Here is a 15058-nt window from a genome sequence, read left to right as displayed (position 1 = left end):
GTAGCTCGCGCGTGGTGTGCGCAGTATGCACAAAGCGGGTCAGAGCACCTCTTGAAGAGATCTCCACTCTGTATGTGAACGTGTCCTGACAGATGCGGCCAGCCTGCGCAAAATACAGTGCAGGAGGGGCTGGCGAAATGCCACGATTCGGATCATTATTTGTCACAGAATTGGCGTCAAAGCTATGTCGCATTAGTGCATCATAGCGCCGCATCGGCAGGCTGGAACAATTTGCCGATCGGCGTGTCCTAACCGACATCCTGCGGCCTACTTCAAGAACCGCTCCCCCTGAACTTATCGGTCATCACTATGCGCCCACTCAAACAGGCTGTTTACTCCAGCCGCACGGCTGACAAATTCGTAGTACGTCTTCCTGACGGGATGCGTGAGCAGATTGCTGAGGTGGCTCGTAACCATCACCGCAGCATGAACTCGGAGATCATCGCACGCCTGGAACAGAGCCTGATCCAGGAAGGTGCCTTGGGTGAAGAGTTGAGCATGAAGATGGACAGCCCGGAATTGTCCCTGCATGAGCGTGAGCTCCTGCAGCGTTTCCGTCAGCTGTCGCACCGACAGCAAAATGCACTGGTGTCCTTGATCGCCCATGACGTCGAGGCCGCAGCCGAAGCGTCATGAACACCGCCGCAAAAAAAAGCCAGCTCTAGAGCTGGCTTTTTTGTGGGTGACGAAAGGCTCAGGCCGCAGCGTGAACGCGCGCGCCCAGCACACGATCGATTACCACCGCCACGAGCAGCACAGCAACCGACGGCACCAGCCAGGCCAGACCTTGTTCACTCAGCGGAAGGTCGAGCAAGGATGCTGGCAACCACTGCGAAAGACCCGCCCCCTTGATCGCATCAATGAGGCCGAACAGCAACGAGACGAGCATCACCGGACCAAGAATGCGCGATTGTGAATACCACAACCCGGCGCAGAAACTCAGCGCCACCAGCACGATGCAGGGCGGGTAGATGGCGGTCAGCACGGGGATGGAAAACGCGATCAGCTTGGTCAAGCCCAGGTTGGATACCAGCAGCGAGAACAGCGCCAGCAAGAGCACCAGCGTCTTGTAGGACAGTGGCAGGACTCGGCTGAAATACTCGGCGCAGGCGCAGGTCAGGCCAACAGCAGTCACCAGGCATGCCAGCGAGATCAGCACGGCCAGGAAACCACTGCCCAGCCCACCGAAGGTGTGCTGCACATAGGCATGCAGAACCGCAGCGCCGTTGGTAGCACCGGCCGCAACGGCGTGGCTGCCCGACCCAAGACGGAACAGACTGATGTACACCAGGGCCAGCCCTACTCCGGCAATCAGCCCGGCGATGATCGCGTAGCGCGTGATCAGCTTGGGCGACTCGACCCCTCTGGAGCGAATGGCGTTGACGATGACGATGCCGAACACCAGCGCACCCAACGTATCCATGGTCAGGTAACCATTGATGAAGCCGAGTGAAAATGGCGCAGCGACATACTCGGGTACTGCATCACCGCTGGGACCTACCGGCAAGGCAAACGCAGCGATACCCAATACGGCCAGAGCGATGATTTTCAGCGGAGCCAGAAACCGTCCTACGGTATCGAGCAGGCGCCCGGGGTAGAGTGAAACGATGTATACCAGCAGGAAGTACACCGCGCTGTAGAGAAACAGCGCCAGCGGCGTTTCACCGGTCAAGGGCGCCAGGCCTACGGCAAACGACACGGTGGCGGTGCGCGGCGTTGCGAACAACGGGCCCACCGCCAGATAGCACACGGCGGCCAACAGACCACCCGCCAGCTTGCCGATCGGGCTGCTAAGCGCATCCATCGAACCGCCGACCCTGGCCAGCGCCACCACGGTGATCACCGGCAGACCTACCGCCGTCACCAGGAAGCCCAATGCCGCCATCCAGACGTTCGGCCCAGCCTGCAGGCCGACGAAGGGTGGAAAGATGATATTGCCCGCGCCTACGAACAAGGCGAACGTCATGAAACCAAGCGCCAGAATATCCTGGCCTTTAAGCACTTTCATTGGAAGGAAACCACGTCAATAGATTGGAATTGAGAGAGGTTTTCCCCATGGATTGAGGGAAACACGGTCGACCGGATGAGGCCAGACTGAATGCGCAGGCGGCTGCCTTGTGGGCGGGCCCGGCAAAATGGCGCGTAGAGTAGCGAAATTCGACGCCCCTCGCACTGTTGCAGTGCGAAGTGTCCGCTGAGTGCACCTGAGTGTCGCATCGGTGCAAGACTCAGCGGAAACGATACAGCTTGTTCCAGAAGCCTCAGGCGTGAGGCCCGGACTTACAGCGCCATGTCGGCCGCTGGGTTGCTTTCAGCTTTCGGTGCCGTCTGGCCTTCGATCGGGTTGGCAGCGGCAGCGGCCTGGTCGATCACAGGAGGAGCAACGGCCAACTGCAGAATCTTCGCGGTGTAGTTCCACTCTTTCTGCACAGCTTCCGGGGAGTTGTTCAGCGCAGTACCGTAGCTAGGCACGATCTGGCGCAGCTTGGCTTGCCACTCGGGCGTCGCGACCTTGTCCTTGAACGCCTTTTCCAGCACGTTGATCATGATCGGTGCAGCCGTCGATGCGCCAGGCGATGCACCCAGCAAACCAGCAATGCTGCTGTCCTTGGAGACGACGATTTCAGTACCCAGTTTCAGCACGCCGCCCTTGTCTGCGTCACGCTTGATGATCTGCACGCGCTGGCCAGCCTGCCACAGGCGCCAGTCTTCTTTCTTGGCGTGCGGGAAGTACTGCTTCAAGGCTTCGAAGCGATCGTCGTCCGACAGCATGACCTGACCGGCCAGGTATTCGATCAGCGGGTATTGCTCGATGCCGACCTTGGTCATGGGCCATACGTTGTGCAGGTTGGTGCTGGTCAGCAGATCCAGGTACGAACCGTTCTTCAGGAACTTGGTCGAGAAGGTGGCGAATGGGCCAAACAGGACTACGCGCTTGCCGTCCAGGACACGGGTGTCCAGGTGCGGAACGGACATGGGCGGTGCACCGGTCGATGCGATGCCGTAGGCCTTGGCCATATGCTGCATGGCCACACTTGGGTTCTCGGTCACCAGGAACGAGCCGCCCACTGGGAAGCCACCGTATTCCTTGGCTTCTGGAATACCCGAATCCTGCAGCAGATGCAGGGCAGCGCCACCGGCACCGATGAACACGAACTTGGCGTCGGTCTCGGTCTTGGTGCCGTCTTTCAGGTTCTTGTAGGTCACGCGCCACGAACCATCGTCATTGCGCTTGATGTCTTCAACTTCGCTGGAAAGCTTCAGGTCGAAGCCTTTCTGGTCCTTCAGGTGACCGACGTACTGACGAGTAATCTCGCCGAAGTTCATGTCGGTACCCAGCGGGCTCCAGGTGACGGCCAGTTTCTGATTAGGGTCACGACCCTCCATCATCAACGGCACCCACTTCTTGATCTGCTCGTGATCCTGGGAGAACTGCATGCCGGCGAACAGCGGGCTCGCCTTCAGCGCTTCATAGCGCTTCTTGAGGAACTCAATGTTGTTGTCGCCCCAGACGAAGCTCATGTGCGGAGTGGAGTTGATGAACGTGCGTGGGTTCTTCAACACCCCCACCGTCACCTGGTGAGCCCAGAACTGACGGGAAATCTGGAAGGCTTCGTTGATCTCGATCGCCTTGGCGATCTGGACCTTGCCGTCCTTGTCTTCCGGGGTGTAGTTCAGCTCGGCCAGGGCCGAGTGGCCGGTACCCGCGTTGTTCCATCCATTGGAGCTTTCTTCGGCGACAGCGTCCAGGCGCTCGACCATTTCCATCGACCAGCTCGGCTCGAGCTCGTTGAGCAGCACGCCCAGCGTGGCGCTCATGACACCGCCGCCGATCAGCAGGACGTCGACTTTCTTCGCTTCGGCCGCTTGTGCCGACACCATCCCGATGGACAGAGCCAGACCCAGCAGCGCTGTGTTCGCTTTCTTCAACATTCAGAAATTCCTAGGATAGAACGTCATCCATCCGTCGTCGCGACCCGGAACAGCCAGCATTCATTGGCAAATCCAGCGCACACGGGCATTCAGAGGGACTGACGGGCAGACATACAAGACCGTACGACAGTGCTCGGTCTCACTTTCATGTCTCTCCTGCGCTGACTTCTTCTTGTTGAATATTGTCTTCAGCTACTTGAGCGACGCTGAATCCTGCGGCTGCCGAAGCAGGGCCGTACAGAATTCCACCAACTTGATTTGAACCGCTTGATTCGACCCACTGACACAGACGTCAACCACGCCCGGAAGAGACGATTTAACGTTTCAGCGAGCTGCGACAATCTGGCGGGTCGACATAGTACATGAGGCTCGCTAACGCAACCATCCCAAAGTCGCAGAAAGCTTGTACTGCCCCTGCAACAATCGTCTCGATTCGTTGTCACCGTGAGCTTATCTTCCAGAAACACAAAAGCCACCCGAAGGTGGCTTTTGCGACTACACGTGCAGGTAAGCGAAGTTTACTTGACCGCCCAGCCAGTCAGCTCGGCCAAGGCCTTGCCGATATCAGCCAGCGAACGCACGGTTTTCACACCAGCGTCCTGCAGGGCAGCAAACTTCTCGTCTGCAGTGCCCTTGCCGCCCGAGATGATTGCACCGGCATGGCCCATGCGCTTGCCTGGAGGGGCAGTCACACCAGCGATGTAGGAAACGACCGGCTTGGTCACGTGTGCCTTGATGTAGGCAGCGGCTTCTTCTTCGGCCGAACCACCGATCTCGCCGATCATGACGATCGCTTCGGTCTGTGGGTCTTCCTGGAACAGCTTCAGGATGTCGATGAAGTTCGAGCCCGGGATCGGGTCACCGCCGATACCGACGCAGGTCGACTGGCCGAAACCGGCGTCGGTGGTCTGCTTGACGGCTTCATAGGTCAGGGTGCCGGAACGCGACACGATACCGACCTTGCCTGGCAAGTGGATGTGGCCTGGCATGATGCCGATCTTGCACTCGCCCGGAGTGATCACGCCTGGGCAGTTGGGGCCGATCAGGATGACACCCAGCTCGTCGCACTTGACCTTGGCTTCCAGCATATCGATGGTCGGAATGCCTTCGGTGATGCAGACGATCAGCTTGATGCCGCCGAACGCCGCTTCAAGGATGGAATCCTTGCAGAAAGGAGCCGGTACGTAGATGACCGAGGCGGTAGCGCCTGTGGTTTCCACGGCTTCTTTCACGGTGTTGAACACAGGCAGGTTCAGGTGGGTGGTACCACCCTTTCCCGGAGTCACGCCGCCAACCATCTTGGTGCCGTAGGCGATGGCCTGTTCGGAGTGGAAAGTACCCTGCGAGCCGGTGAAGCCCTGGCAGATGACCTTGGTGTCTTTATTGATCAGGACGCTCATTACTTGCCCTCCGCAGCTTTGACAACTTGTTGAGCAGCGTCGGTCAGGCTGGTGGCTGCGATGATGTTCAGACCGCTTTCCGCCAGTACTTTAGCGCCCAGTTCAGCGTTGTTGCCTTCAAGGCGCACAACCACCGGGATTTTCACGCCGACTTCCTTCACCGCGCCGATGATGCCTTCGGCAATCATGTCGCAACGAACGATGCCGCCGAAGATGTTGACCAGTACGGCCGCGACATTGGTGTCGGACAGAATGATCTTGAACGCTTCGGTCACGCGTTCCTTGGTAGCACCGCCGCCAACGTCGAGGAAGTTGGCTGGCTTGCCGCCGTGCAGGTTGACGATGTCCATGGTACCCATGGCCAGGCCGGCACCGTTGACCATGCAACCGATGTTGCCTTCCAGCGCCACGTAGTTCAGTTCGAACTTGGCAGCGTGCGCTTCACGCGGGTCGTCCTGCGAAGGATCGTGGAAACCCTTCAGCTTGGGCTGACGGTACATGGCATTGGCGTCGATGTTGATCTTGGCATCGAGGCAATGCAGATCGCCGTCCGCCTTGATGACCAACGGGTTGACTTCCAGCAGGGCCAGGTCGTGGTCCTGGAACAGCTTGGCCAGGCCAACGAAGATCTTGGCGAACTGGGCAACCTGCTTGCCTTCCAGACCCAGCTGGAATGCCAGCTCGCGGCCCTGGAACGGCTGAGCGCCGACCAACGGATCGATGGTGGACTTGAGGATCTTCTCGGGGGTGTCGTGAGCGATCTTCTCGATGTCCACGCCACCTTCGGTGGAAGCCATGAACACGATGCGACGGCTGGAGCGGTCCACTACGGCGCCCAGATACAGCTCTTTGGCGATATCGGTGCAGGACTCGACCAGGATCTTGGTGACAGGCTGACCGTTGGCATCAGTCTGGTAAGTCACCAGACGCTTGCCCAGCCACTGCTGAGCGAAAGCCTTGGCGTCTTCCTTGCTGCGAACCAGCTTTACACCACCAGCTTTACCACGGCCACCGGCGTGGACCTGGGCCTTGACGACCCACTCGCTGCCGCCGATCTTGTCGCAGGCTTCTGCGGCTTCTTCGGGGGTGTCTACCGCGTAACCCTTGGATACTGGCAGGCCGTATTCAGCGAACAGCTGCTTACCCTGATACTCGTGAAGATTCATGCTTATTACCGTCTTCGTTAGATACTGCGCTTTTCGGCGCTGCGCTTCGTGATTGAAGTGCCGCGCCACCTGTGACTGCTACTCGCCGGTTGACCGACGAGGCGAGTCCGGCGGACGTTCCGCGGCACCCCTGCGGACAGGGCATGCGACGGGCAATCCACCGTGGTTTCTTATTGTTTAACGCTTCTTGCGGTTGGCGATGTGGATGGCGCCGCCATTCACGGCCAGGGCCGCTTCGTGCAGGGCTTCCGACAGGGTCGGATGCGAGAAGACCATCATGCCCAGGTCTTCGGCACTGGTGCCGAATTCCATGGCGATGGCGCCCTGCTGAACCAGTTCTGCGGCGCTTGGGCCGATCACGTGGACACCCAGTACGCGGTCGGTCTTGGCATCGGCGATGACCTTGACGAAACCGCCGGTGTCGTTGGCTGCCATTGCACGACCGCTGGCCGCGAACGGGAAGCTGCCGACGTTGACTTCAACGCCTTCGGCCTTGAGCGCCTGCTCGGTCTTGCCGACCCATGCGATTTCCGGGTGGGTGTAGATGACCGATGGAATCAGATCGTAGTTCATCACGGCCTTGTGGCCCTTGATGCGCTCGACGACCATAATGCCTTCCTCTGACGCCTTGTGCGCCAGCATCAGACCACGGACCACGTCACCAATGGCATAGACGCCAGGGACGCTGGTCGCGCAGTAGTCATCGACATAGATGAAGCCGCGCTCGTCGATGTCAACGCCGCTGTCCGAAGCCAGCAGGTCGGTGGTCACCGGACGACGGCCCACGGCGACGATCAGCTTGTCGAAAGTGATCGACTGCTCGCCATTGGCATCGGTGTACTTGACCACGACTTCTTCGCCCTGAACCTCGGAGCCGGTCACGCGAGCGCCGAGCTTGATGTCCAGGCCTTGCTTGGTCATGGTCTTCAGGGCTTCCTTGGACACCGCGGTGTCGGCAGCCATGAGGAACGTGTCCAGCGCTTCGAGCACGGTGACCTGGGCGCCAAGGCGCGACCATACCGAACCCAGTTCCAGACCGATCACGCCGGCACCGATAACGCCGAGACGCTTGGGCACCTGCTGGAATTCCAGCGCACCGGTGGAGTCGACGATGATCTTCTGGTCGACCGGCGCCGGTGGAATGTCGATCGGACGCGAGCCGGAAGCCAGAATGACGTTGTCGGCTTCGACGACTTCAACGCCGTTGGGGCCGGTCACTTCGACTTTCTTGCCAGCCAGCAGTTTGCCGTGGCCTTGCAGGACGGTCACACCGTTGGACTTGAACAGGCCGGCAACGCCGCCAGTCAGGTTCTTGACGATGTTGGACTTGCGACCAATCATCGCCGGGACGTCCATGGTCACGCCGGCATGGTTGATACCGTGGATGGCAAAGCCGTCCTGGGCTTCGTGGAATTTCCACGAGCTGTCCAGCAGTGCCTTGGACGGAATGCAACCCACGTTCAGGCAGGTACCGCCGAGGGCCAGCTTGCCCTCGCCGTCTTGATACTTCTCGATACAGGCAGTCTTGAGGCCCAGTTGTGCGGCCTTGATGGCAGCGACGTAGCCACCAGGGCCTGCGCCAATCACTACCACGTCGAATTTCTGAGTCATAAAACAATTCCTATTAGCGGCATGCTTGAAGCCCAGCCAACGGGACCCGGATCAAGCTGCGTGGGCTCGATGGCGGATCCCGCTACCTGTGGCTGCCTTGTCAGATATCCAGCAACAGACGAGCTGGATCTTCCAGCAGGTTCTTGATGGTCACCAGGAACGTCACGGCTTCCTTACCATCGATCAGGCGGTGGTCATAGGACAGCGCCAGGTACATCATCGGGCGGATGACCACTTGGCCGTTGATCGCCATGGGACGCTGCAGAATGTTGTGCATGCCCAGGATGGCCGCCTGCGGCGGGTTGACGATCGGGGTCGACATCATCGAACCGAAGGTACCACCGTTGGTGATGGTAAAGGTACCCCCGGTCATTTCGTCCATCGACAGCTTGCCGTCGCGCGCTTTCTTGCCGAAGGTGGCGATGCCGCCTTCGATCTCGGCCAGGCTCATGGCCTCGGCATTGCGCAGGACGGGAACCACCAGGCCACGGTCGCTGGACACCGCGACACCGACGTCGGCGTAGCCGTGGTAGACGATGTCGGAGCCGTCGATCGAGGCGTTGACAGCCGGGAAGCGCTTGAGCGCCTCGGTGGCTGCCTTGACGAAGAACGACATGAAGCCCAGGCGCACGCCGTTGTGCGACTTCTCGAACAGGTCCTTGTACTTGGAGCGCAAGGCCATGACTTCGGTCATGTCGACTTCGTTGAAGGTGGTCAGCATGGCCATGTTCGACTGGGCTTCGACCAGACGTTCAGCGACCTTGGCGCGCAGACGGGTCATCGGCACGCGCTTCTCGGTGCGGTCGCCGGTGGTCTGGACCACGGCGGCTGCAGCGGCAGGCATGGCAGGCTTGGCGACCGGTGCCGATTTCTTGGCTTCGATGGCGGCGACCAGGTCTTCCTTGGTGACGCGACCGTCTTTGCCGGTGCCCTTGACGCTGTTCAGGTTGATGCCGTTTTCTTCGGCCAGCTTGCGTGCAGCGGGACCACCGATGGCGTCATCGTCGCCGGCCGCAGGCGCCGAGGCGGCCTGTGGTGCGGCGGCTTGAGGCGCGGCAGCGGCCTGAGGTGCAGCAGCAGGTGCAGCGGCGGCAGCACCGCCCTCCTCGATGGAGCCCAGGACTTCGTCCGACAGAACGGTGTCGCCTTCGTTCTTGACGATCGCGCCCAGGACGCCGTCGGCAGTGGCCAGTACTTCCAGGACGACCTTGTCGGTCTCGATGTCAACGATCAGGTCATCGCGCTTGACCGCATCGCCCGGCTGCTTGTGCCAGGTCGCAACGGTGCCGTCGGCGACCGATTCCGGGAAGGTAGGGGCTTTGATCTCGATAGCCATTATCAGTAATTCCTTAAATTCGGTTTCAGGTGCGCGTTGGCATTAAACGGTGAAGGCATCTTGCAGCAATTTGGCTTGCTGCTCGGCATGCATCGAAGCGTAACCACAAGCCGGGGCAGCCGATGCGTCACGGCCGGCATACTCGAGGACCAGGGTCTTCTTGTGATTGCTCATGCTGCGGCGCAAGTGATGCTGACTGCTGTACCAGGCACCCTGGTTCATCGGCTCTTCCTGACACCAGACCACGTGCTCCAGATTGGTGTAGGCAGCGATCGCTTCCATCAAGTCGTCTTCAGGGAACGGATACAGCTGCTCGATACGCACGATGGCGACATCTTCGCGGCCTTCGGCGCGGCGCTTCTCCAGCAGGTCGTAGTAGACCTTGCCGCTGCACAGCACCAGACGCGTCACCTTGGCGGCGTCCAGGGTATCGATCTCCGGGATGACGGTCTGGAACGAACCTTCAGCCAGGTCTTCCAGGGTCGACACCGCGAGCTTGTGACGCAGCAGCGACTTGGGCGTGAGCACGATCAGTGGCTTGCGCAGCGGACGGATCACCTGACGACGCAGCAGATGGTAGATCTGCGCGGGCGTGGTGGGCACGCACACCTGAATGTTGTGCTCGGCGCACAGCTGCAGGTAACGCTCCAGACGCGCCGACGAGTGCTCCGGGCCCTGCCCTTCGTAGCCGTGCGGCAGCAGCATGGTCAGACCGCACAGACGGCCCCACTTGTGCTCGCCGCTGGTGATGAACTGGTCGACCACGACCTGTGCACCGTTGGCGAAGTCACCGAACTGCGCTTCCCAGATCACCAACGCGTTGGGCGAGGTAGTCGAGTAGCCGTATTCGAACGCCAGAACCGCCTCTTCGGACAGGAACGAATCGTACAGATCGAAGCGCGGCTGGCCGTTGTACAGGTTCTGCAGCGGAATGTAGGTCGCAGCATCCTTCTGGTTGTGCAACACCGCATGGCGGTGCGAGAAGGTGCCGCGGCCGATGTCCTGGCCGGTCATGCGGATCGGGTGACCTTCGAAGGCCAAGGTGGCGTACGCCATGGTCTCGGCATAGCCCCAGTTGATCGGCAAGCCACCGGCCTGCATCTTCTGGCGATCTTCGTAGATCTTGGACACCTGACGCTGCACCACGAAACCTTCGGGAATCTCCAGCAGCTTGGCGGACAGTTCCTGCAGGGTCTTGAGGTCGAAGCGCGTGTCATGGCGCGCCGTCCAGGCATGGCCCAAGTAGGGACGCCAGTCGACGAACAATTCCTTGTTTGGTTCCTTGACCAGGCTCTTGACCACGTGCAGACCGTTGTCCAGCGCATTGCGGTACTCGTCGATCTGGCTCTGCACGCTGCCTTCGTCGAGCACGCCGGCCTTGATCAGGCTTTCGGCATACAGCTCGCGGGTGGTGCGCTGCTTGGCGATCTGCTGGTACATCAGCGGCTGGGTGCCACTTGGCTCGTCGGCCTCGTTGTGGCCGCGACGGCGGTAGCACACCAGGTCGATGACCACGTCGCGCTTGAACTGCATGCGGTAGTCGATGGCCAGCTGGGTGACGAACACCACGGCTTCCGGATCATCGCCGTTCACGTGCAGGATCGGCGCCTGGATCATCTTGGCCACGTCGGTCGCGTACTCGGTGGAGCGCGCGTCGTACGGGTTGCTGATGGTGAAACCAACCTGGTTGTTGATCACGATGTGCACGGTACCGCCGGTCTTGAAACCGCGGGTCTGCGACATCTGGAAGGTTTCCATGACCACGCCCTGGCCGGCGAATGCAGCGTCGCCGTGCAGCGAGATCGGCAGCACCTTGTCGCCGACCGCATCGTTGCGACGGTCCTGGCGGGCACGTACCGAACCCTCGACCACCGGAGAAACGATCTCCAGGTGGGACGGGTTGAACGCCATGGCCAGGTGCACTTCGCCACCTGCGGTCATCACGTTGGACGAAAAGCCCTGGTGGTACTTGACGTCACCGGAGCCCAGCTCGACCTTCTTCTTGCCTTCGAACTCGTCGAACAGGTCGCGAGGGTTCTTGCCGAAGGTGTTGACCAGTACGTTGAGACGGCCACGGTGGGCCATGCCGATCACGACTTCCTTGGTGCCGTAGGAGCCCGAGCGCTGAATCATCTCGTCGAGCATCGGGATCAGGGCTTCGCCACCTTCCAGACCGAAACGCTTGGTGCCGGGGTATTTGGTGCCCAGATACTTCTCAAGGCCTTCGGCAGCGGTGACGCGCTCCAGCACGTGGCTGCGGATCTCGGCCGAGAACGAAGGACGACCGCGCACGCTTTCCAGACGCTGCTGGAACCAGCTGCGCTGCTCGGAATCGGTGATGTGAGTGAACTCGGCGCCGATGGTGCGGCAATATGTCTGCTGCAAAGCCTCGAGAATTTCACGTAGGCTCGCCTCCTCCTTGCCGATGAACAGGTCGCCGGCACGGAAGGTCGTATCCAGATCGGCATTGGTCATGCCGTAATGGTTGATTGACAGGTCTGCCGGAGCAGGCCGTTGCCACAGCCCCAACGGGTCCAGTTGGGCTGCCTGGTGGCCGCGCATCCGGTAGGCCTGAATCAGTCGCAGCACTTCCACTTGCTTCTTTTCGTGCTCGCTGCTCACGCTCCCGGCGGAAACCGGTTGAGCACGGCGCTGGTTTTTGGCCAGCAGGACGAAATGATCGCGAATGGTGGAGTGTGCAACGTCGGTGGCAGTGCTGCCTTCGGCAGGCAACTTCTGAAAGTAGGTGCGCCATTCCTCTGGCACAGCGTTAGGGTCGTGCAGGTAAAGCTCATAGAGCTCTTCCACATAGGCAGCGTTACCACCGGATAGGTGGGCGCTGTTCCACATGCGCTGCATCACGCTTTCTTGCATGCTTGGTCACCCTCGGTTAGGGGACACCACCGGCGCTGACACCTTGGGCGTATTGACGCGGTCCGTGTAGCGCGACCGTGCAAGCCACCTCAGAGTTGTACGCTGGTAGTCCGGGTACCAGCCCGGAGCCCCTGCTGGTCTTGTTTCTTCGAAAGTAAAAGCGAAGCCATACGCAGCCGCGCTCGGGTTTTCGTCACAGCGCAGGATCGATCCTGCGCTGTGACGGCTTGCGGTGTAGCAGTTGAATCAGACGCCGTTGGACAACAGCATGTTCCGCACATGGCCAATGGCCTTGGTGGGGTTCAAGCCTTTCGGGCAGACGCTGACGCAGTTCATGATGCCGCGGCAGCGGAATACGCTGAACGGGTCATCCATCGATGCGAGGCGCTCGCTGGTCCGGGTATCGCGGCTGTCGGCCAGGAAACGGTAAGCCTGCAGCAACGCTGCCGGGCCCAGGAACTTGTCGGGGTTCCACCAGAACGACGGGCAGGATGTCGAGCAGCATGCACACAGGATGCACTCGTACAGACCGTCAAGCTTTTCACGCTCTTCCGGAGTCTGCAGACGCTCGATGGCCGGAGCCGGAGTGTCGTTCTGCAGGAACGGCTTCACCTTCTCGTACTGCTTGTAGAAGATGCTCATATCCACGACCAGGTCACGGATGACGGGCAATCCTGGCAGCGGACGCACGATCAACTTGTTACCTTTTACGACAGCGGACAGCGGTGTGATGCACGCCAGGCCGTTCTTGCCGTTGATGTTCATGCCGTCGGAACCGCACACGCCTTCACGGCACGAGCGACGATATGAAAAGCCTTCGTCCTGTTCCTTGATCAAGGCCAGCACGTCCAGCACCATCACATCCTTGCCACCGGTGTCGACCTGGAATTCCTGCATGGACGGCGCTGCGTCCTGATCCGGGTTGTAGCGATAAACACTGACTTGCAACATGACGGCCACCCTCAATAAGTCCGGATTTTCGGTTCGAAAGTCGGAACGGTTTTCGGCGAGAAGTTCACGGCGCGCTTGGCAACACGTTTTTCACCCGGGAAGTACAGGGTGTGGCACAGCCAGTTTTCGTCGTCGCGATCTTCATAGTCTTCACGGGCGTGAGCACCGCGGGACTCTTTGCGATGCTCTGCAGCGATCGCGGTGGCTTCCGCCACTTCCAGCAGGTTCTGCAATTCCAGCGCTTCGATCCGGGCGGTGTTGAAGCCCTGGCTCTTGTCGTTGATCTTGACGTTGGCGATGCGCTCGCGCAGGCCGGCCAGCTGGTCGATACCTTTCTGCATGTACTCGCCGGTACGGAACACACCGAAGTAGTTCTGCATGCAGCTCTGCAGTTCCTTGCGCAGGCTGGCGACGTCTTCGCCGGTAGTCCGCGCATTGAGGCCGTCCAGACGCGCCAAGGCGACTTCCAGATCGGTGTCGCTGGCACGGCGGTAGTCGATGCCTTCGCTCAGTGCCTGCTCCAGGTGCAGGCCGGCGGCGCGGCCGAATACCACCAGGTCGAGCAGCGAGTTGCCACCCAGGCGGTTGGCACCGTGAACCGACACGCAAGCCACTTCGCCCACGGCGAACAGACCAGGGATGATGGCGTCGTTGCCATTGGCATCCTGGGTGATTGCCTGACCGTGGATGTTGGTAGCGACACCCCCCATCATGTAATGACAAGTTGGCACGACAGGAATCGGCGCGGCGGCCGGATCGACGTGGGCAAAGGTCTTGGACAGCTCCATGATGCCCGGCAGGCGGCTGTGCAGCACTTCCTCGCCCAGGTGATCGAGCTTGAGCATCACGTGATCGCCATCGGGACCACAGCCATTGCCGGCGATGATTTCCTTGACCATGGAGCGCGCAACCACGTCACGACCGGCAAGGTCCTTGGCGTTCGGTGCGTAGCGTTCCATGAAACGCTCGCCGTGCTTGTTGATCAGGTAACCGCCTTCACCGCGGCAACCTTCGGTGACCAGTACACCTGCGCCAGCGATGCCGGTCGGGTGGAACTGCCACATCTCGATGTCCTGTACCGGCACACCGGCACGCAGGGCCATGCCGACGCCGTCACCGGTGTTGATCAGGGCGTTGGTGGTGGACGAGTAGATGCGCCCGGCCCCGCCAGTTGCCAATACGGTGGCGTTGGCACGGATGTAGGAGGTTTCGCCGTTTTCGATGCAGATGGCGATCACGCCAACGATCGCACCGTCCTGGTTCTTCACCAGATCCACCGCATAGTATTCGTTCAGGAATACAGTGCCGGCCTTCAGGTTCGCCTGATAGAGGGTGTGCAGCAAGGCGTGACCGGTACGGTCGGCAGCAGCACAGGTACGTGCCGCCTGGCCGCCCTTGCCGAAGTCCTTGGACTGGCCACCGAACGGACGCTGGTAGATGCGGCCCTGCTCGGTACGCGAGAACGGCAGCCCCATGTGCTCGAGCTCGAAGACGGCCTCCGGGCCTACCGAACACATGTACTCGATAGCGTCCTGGTCACCGATGTAGTCGGAACCCTTGACGGTATCGTACATGTGCCAGCGCCAGTCATCGTTCGGGTCGGCCGAAGCGATGGCGCACGTGATGCCGCCCTGCGCCGACACGGTGTGCGAGCGAGTCGGGAAGACTTTGGTGACAACGGCAGTCTTGTGACCGCCCTGGGCCAGCTGCAGCGCTGCGCGCATACCGGCACCGCCACCACCAATGATGATGGCGTCGAAGGAAAGCGTACTAATGTTAGCCATGAA

At 60.4% G+C, this 15058-nt stretch carries 10 protein-coding genes; 1 reads left to right on the top strand and 9 read right to left on the bottom strand.

From position 1 onward, the window contains the following. The first annotated feature begins 309 nt into the window (after window positions 1–309). On the top strand, window positions 310–636 hold the full coding sequence (locus ASF66_RS00160) for an Arc family DNA-binding protein (protein ID WP_043190613.1): 327 nt from the start codon (window positions 310–312) through the stop codon (window positions 634–636). Window positions 637–694: 58 nt separating this feature from the next. Here ASF66_RS00160 and brnQ read toward each other — a convergent pair whose 3' ends face one another. The 9 genes from brnQ to sdhA form a co-directional block, all read right to left on the bottom strand. Beyond that, on the bottom strand, window positions 695–2008 hold the full coding sequence (gene brnQ / locus ASF66_RS00155; RefSeq protein ID WP_056842220.1) for a branched-chain amino acid transport system II carrier protein: 1314 nt from the start codon (window positions 2006–2008) through the stop codon (window positions 695–697). A 272-nt stretch (window positions 2009–2280) separates the two neighbouring features. After that, complete coding sequence (mqo, locus tag ASF66_RS00150; protein ID WP_049859860.1) at window positions 2281–3933, bottom strand: malate dehydrogenase (quinone); 1653 nt, start codon at window positions 3931–3933, stop codon at window positions 2281–2283. A gap of 518 nt (window positions 3934–4451) precedes the next feature. Then, the gene (sucD, locus tag ASF66_RS00145; RefSeq protein WP_049859859.1) at window positions 4452–5333 is read right to left on the bottom strand and encodes a succinate--CoA ligase subunit alpha; all 882 of its coding nucleotides are present in this window, start codon (window positions 5331–5333) and stop codon (window positions 4452–4454) included. Then, entirely contained in the window at window positions 5333–6499 is a 1167-nt protein-coding gene (gene sucC / locus ASF66_RS00140; protein ID WP_049859858.1) for an ADP-forming succinate--CoA ligase subunit beta, read from the bottom strand. The genes sucD and sucC overlap by 1 nt, the downstream gene beginning before the upstream one ends. 177 nt (window positions 6500–6676) lie before the next feature. Then, window positions 6677–8110 (bottom strand): dihydrolipoyl dehydrogenase, encoded by a 1434-nt coding sequence (gene lpdA / locus ASF66_RS00135; protein WP_049859857.1) that lies wholly within the window; start codon window positions 8108–8110, stop codon window positions 6677–6679. Between the two features lie 100 nt (window positions 8111–8210). Next, window positions 8211–9446 (bottom strand): 2-oxoglutarate dehydrogenase complex dihydrolipoyllysine-residue succinyltransferase, encoded by a 1236-nt coding sequence (gene odhB, locus ASF66_RS00130; RefSeq protein ID WP_056842219.1) that lies wholly within the window; start codon window positions 9444–9446, stop codon window positions 8211–8213. 42 nt (window positions 9447–9488) lie between these two features. Beyond that, window positions 9489–12320, bottom strand: a complete 2832-nt coding sequence (locus tag ASF66_RS00125) for a 2-oxoglutarate dehydrogenase E1 component (protein WP_049859855.1) — start codon at window positions 12318–12320, stop codon at window positions 9489–9491. A 246-nt stretch (window positions 12321–12566) separates the two neighbouring features. Further along, entirely contained in the window at window positions 12567–13271 is a 705-nt protein-coding gene (locus ASF66_RS00120) for a succinate dehydrogenase iron-sulfur subunit (protein ID WP_043193659.1), read from the bottom strand. Between the two features lie 11 nt (window positions 13272–13282). Continuing rightward, window positions 13283–15055, bottom strand: coding sequence for a succinate dehydrogenase flavoprotein subunit (sdhA, locus tag ASF66_RS00115; protein WP_056842218.1), 1773 nt, complete (start codon window positions 15053–15055; stop codon window positions 13283–13285). Between the last annotated feature and the right edge of the window lie 3 nt (window positions 15056–15058).

This window comes from Pseudomonas sp. Leaf129 (genome assembly GCF_001423465.1).
GTDB lineage: Bacteria > Pseudomonadota > Gammaproteobacteria > Pseudomonadales > Pseudomonadaceae > Aquipseudomonas > Aquipseudomonas coleopterorum.
Note: the sequence above shows the minus strand (reverse complement) of the source record. Positions and strands in the feature narration are given on the sequence as shown.

What these genes read in the sequence shown, in the direction of transcription:
- ASF66_RS00125 (WP_049859855.1), bottom strand. Translation starts at nt 12,320, where the DNA reads ATGCAAGAAAGCGTGATGCAGCGCATGTGGAACAGCGCCCACCTATCC.
- odhB (WP_056842219.1), bottom strand. Translation starts at nt 9,446, where the DNA reads ATGGCTATCGAGATCAAAGCCCCTACCTTCCCGGAATCGGTCGCCGAC.
- sucD (WP_049859859.1), bottom strand. Translation starts at nt 5,333, where the DNA reads ATGAGCGTCCTGATCAATAAAGACACCAAGGTCATCTGCCAGGGCTTC.
- sdhA (WP_056842218.1), bottom strand. Translation starts at nt 15,055, where the DNA reads ATGGCTAACATTAGTACGCTTTCCTTCGACGCCATCATCATTGGTGGT.
- sucC (WP_049859858.1), bottom strand. Translation starts at nt 6,499, where the DNA reads ATGAATCTTCACGAGTATCAGGGTAAGCAGCTGTTCGCTGAATACGGC.
- ASF66_RS00160 (WP_043190613.1), top strand. Translation starts at nt 310, where the DNA reads ATGCGCCCACTCAAACAGGCTGTTTACTCCAGCCGCACGGCTGACAAA.
- mqo (WP_049859860.1), bottom strand. Translation starts at nt 3,933, where the DNA reads ATGTTGAAGAAAGCGAACACAGCGCTGCTGGGTCTGGCTCTGTCCATC.
- lpdA (WP_049859857.1), bottom strand. Translation starts at nt 8,110, where the DNA reads ATGACTCAGAAATTCGACGTGGTAGTGATTGGCGCAGGCCCTGGTGGC.
- brnQ (WP_056842220.1), bottom strand. Translation starts at nt 2,008, where the DNA reads ATGAAAGTGCTTAAAGGCCAGGATATTCTGGCGCTTGGTTTCATGACG.
- ASF66_RS00120 (WP_043193659.1), bottom strand. Translation starts at nt 13,271, where the DNA reads ATGTTGCAAGTCAGTGTTTATCGCTACAACCCGGATCAGGACGCAGCG.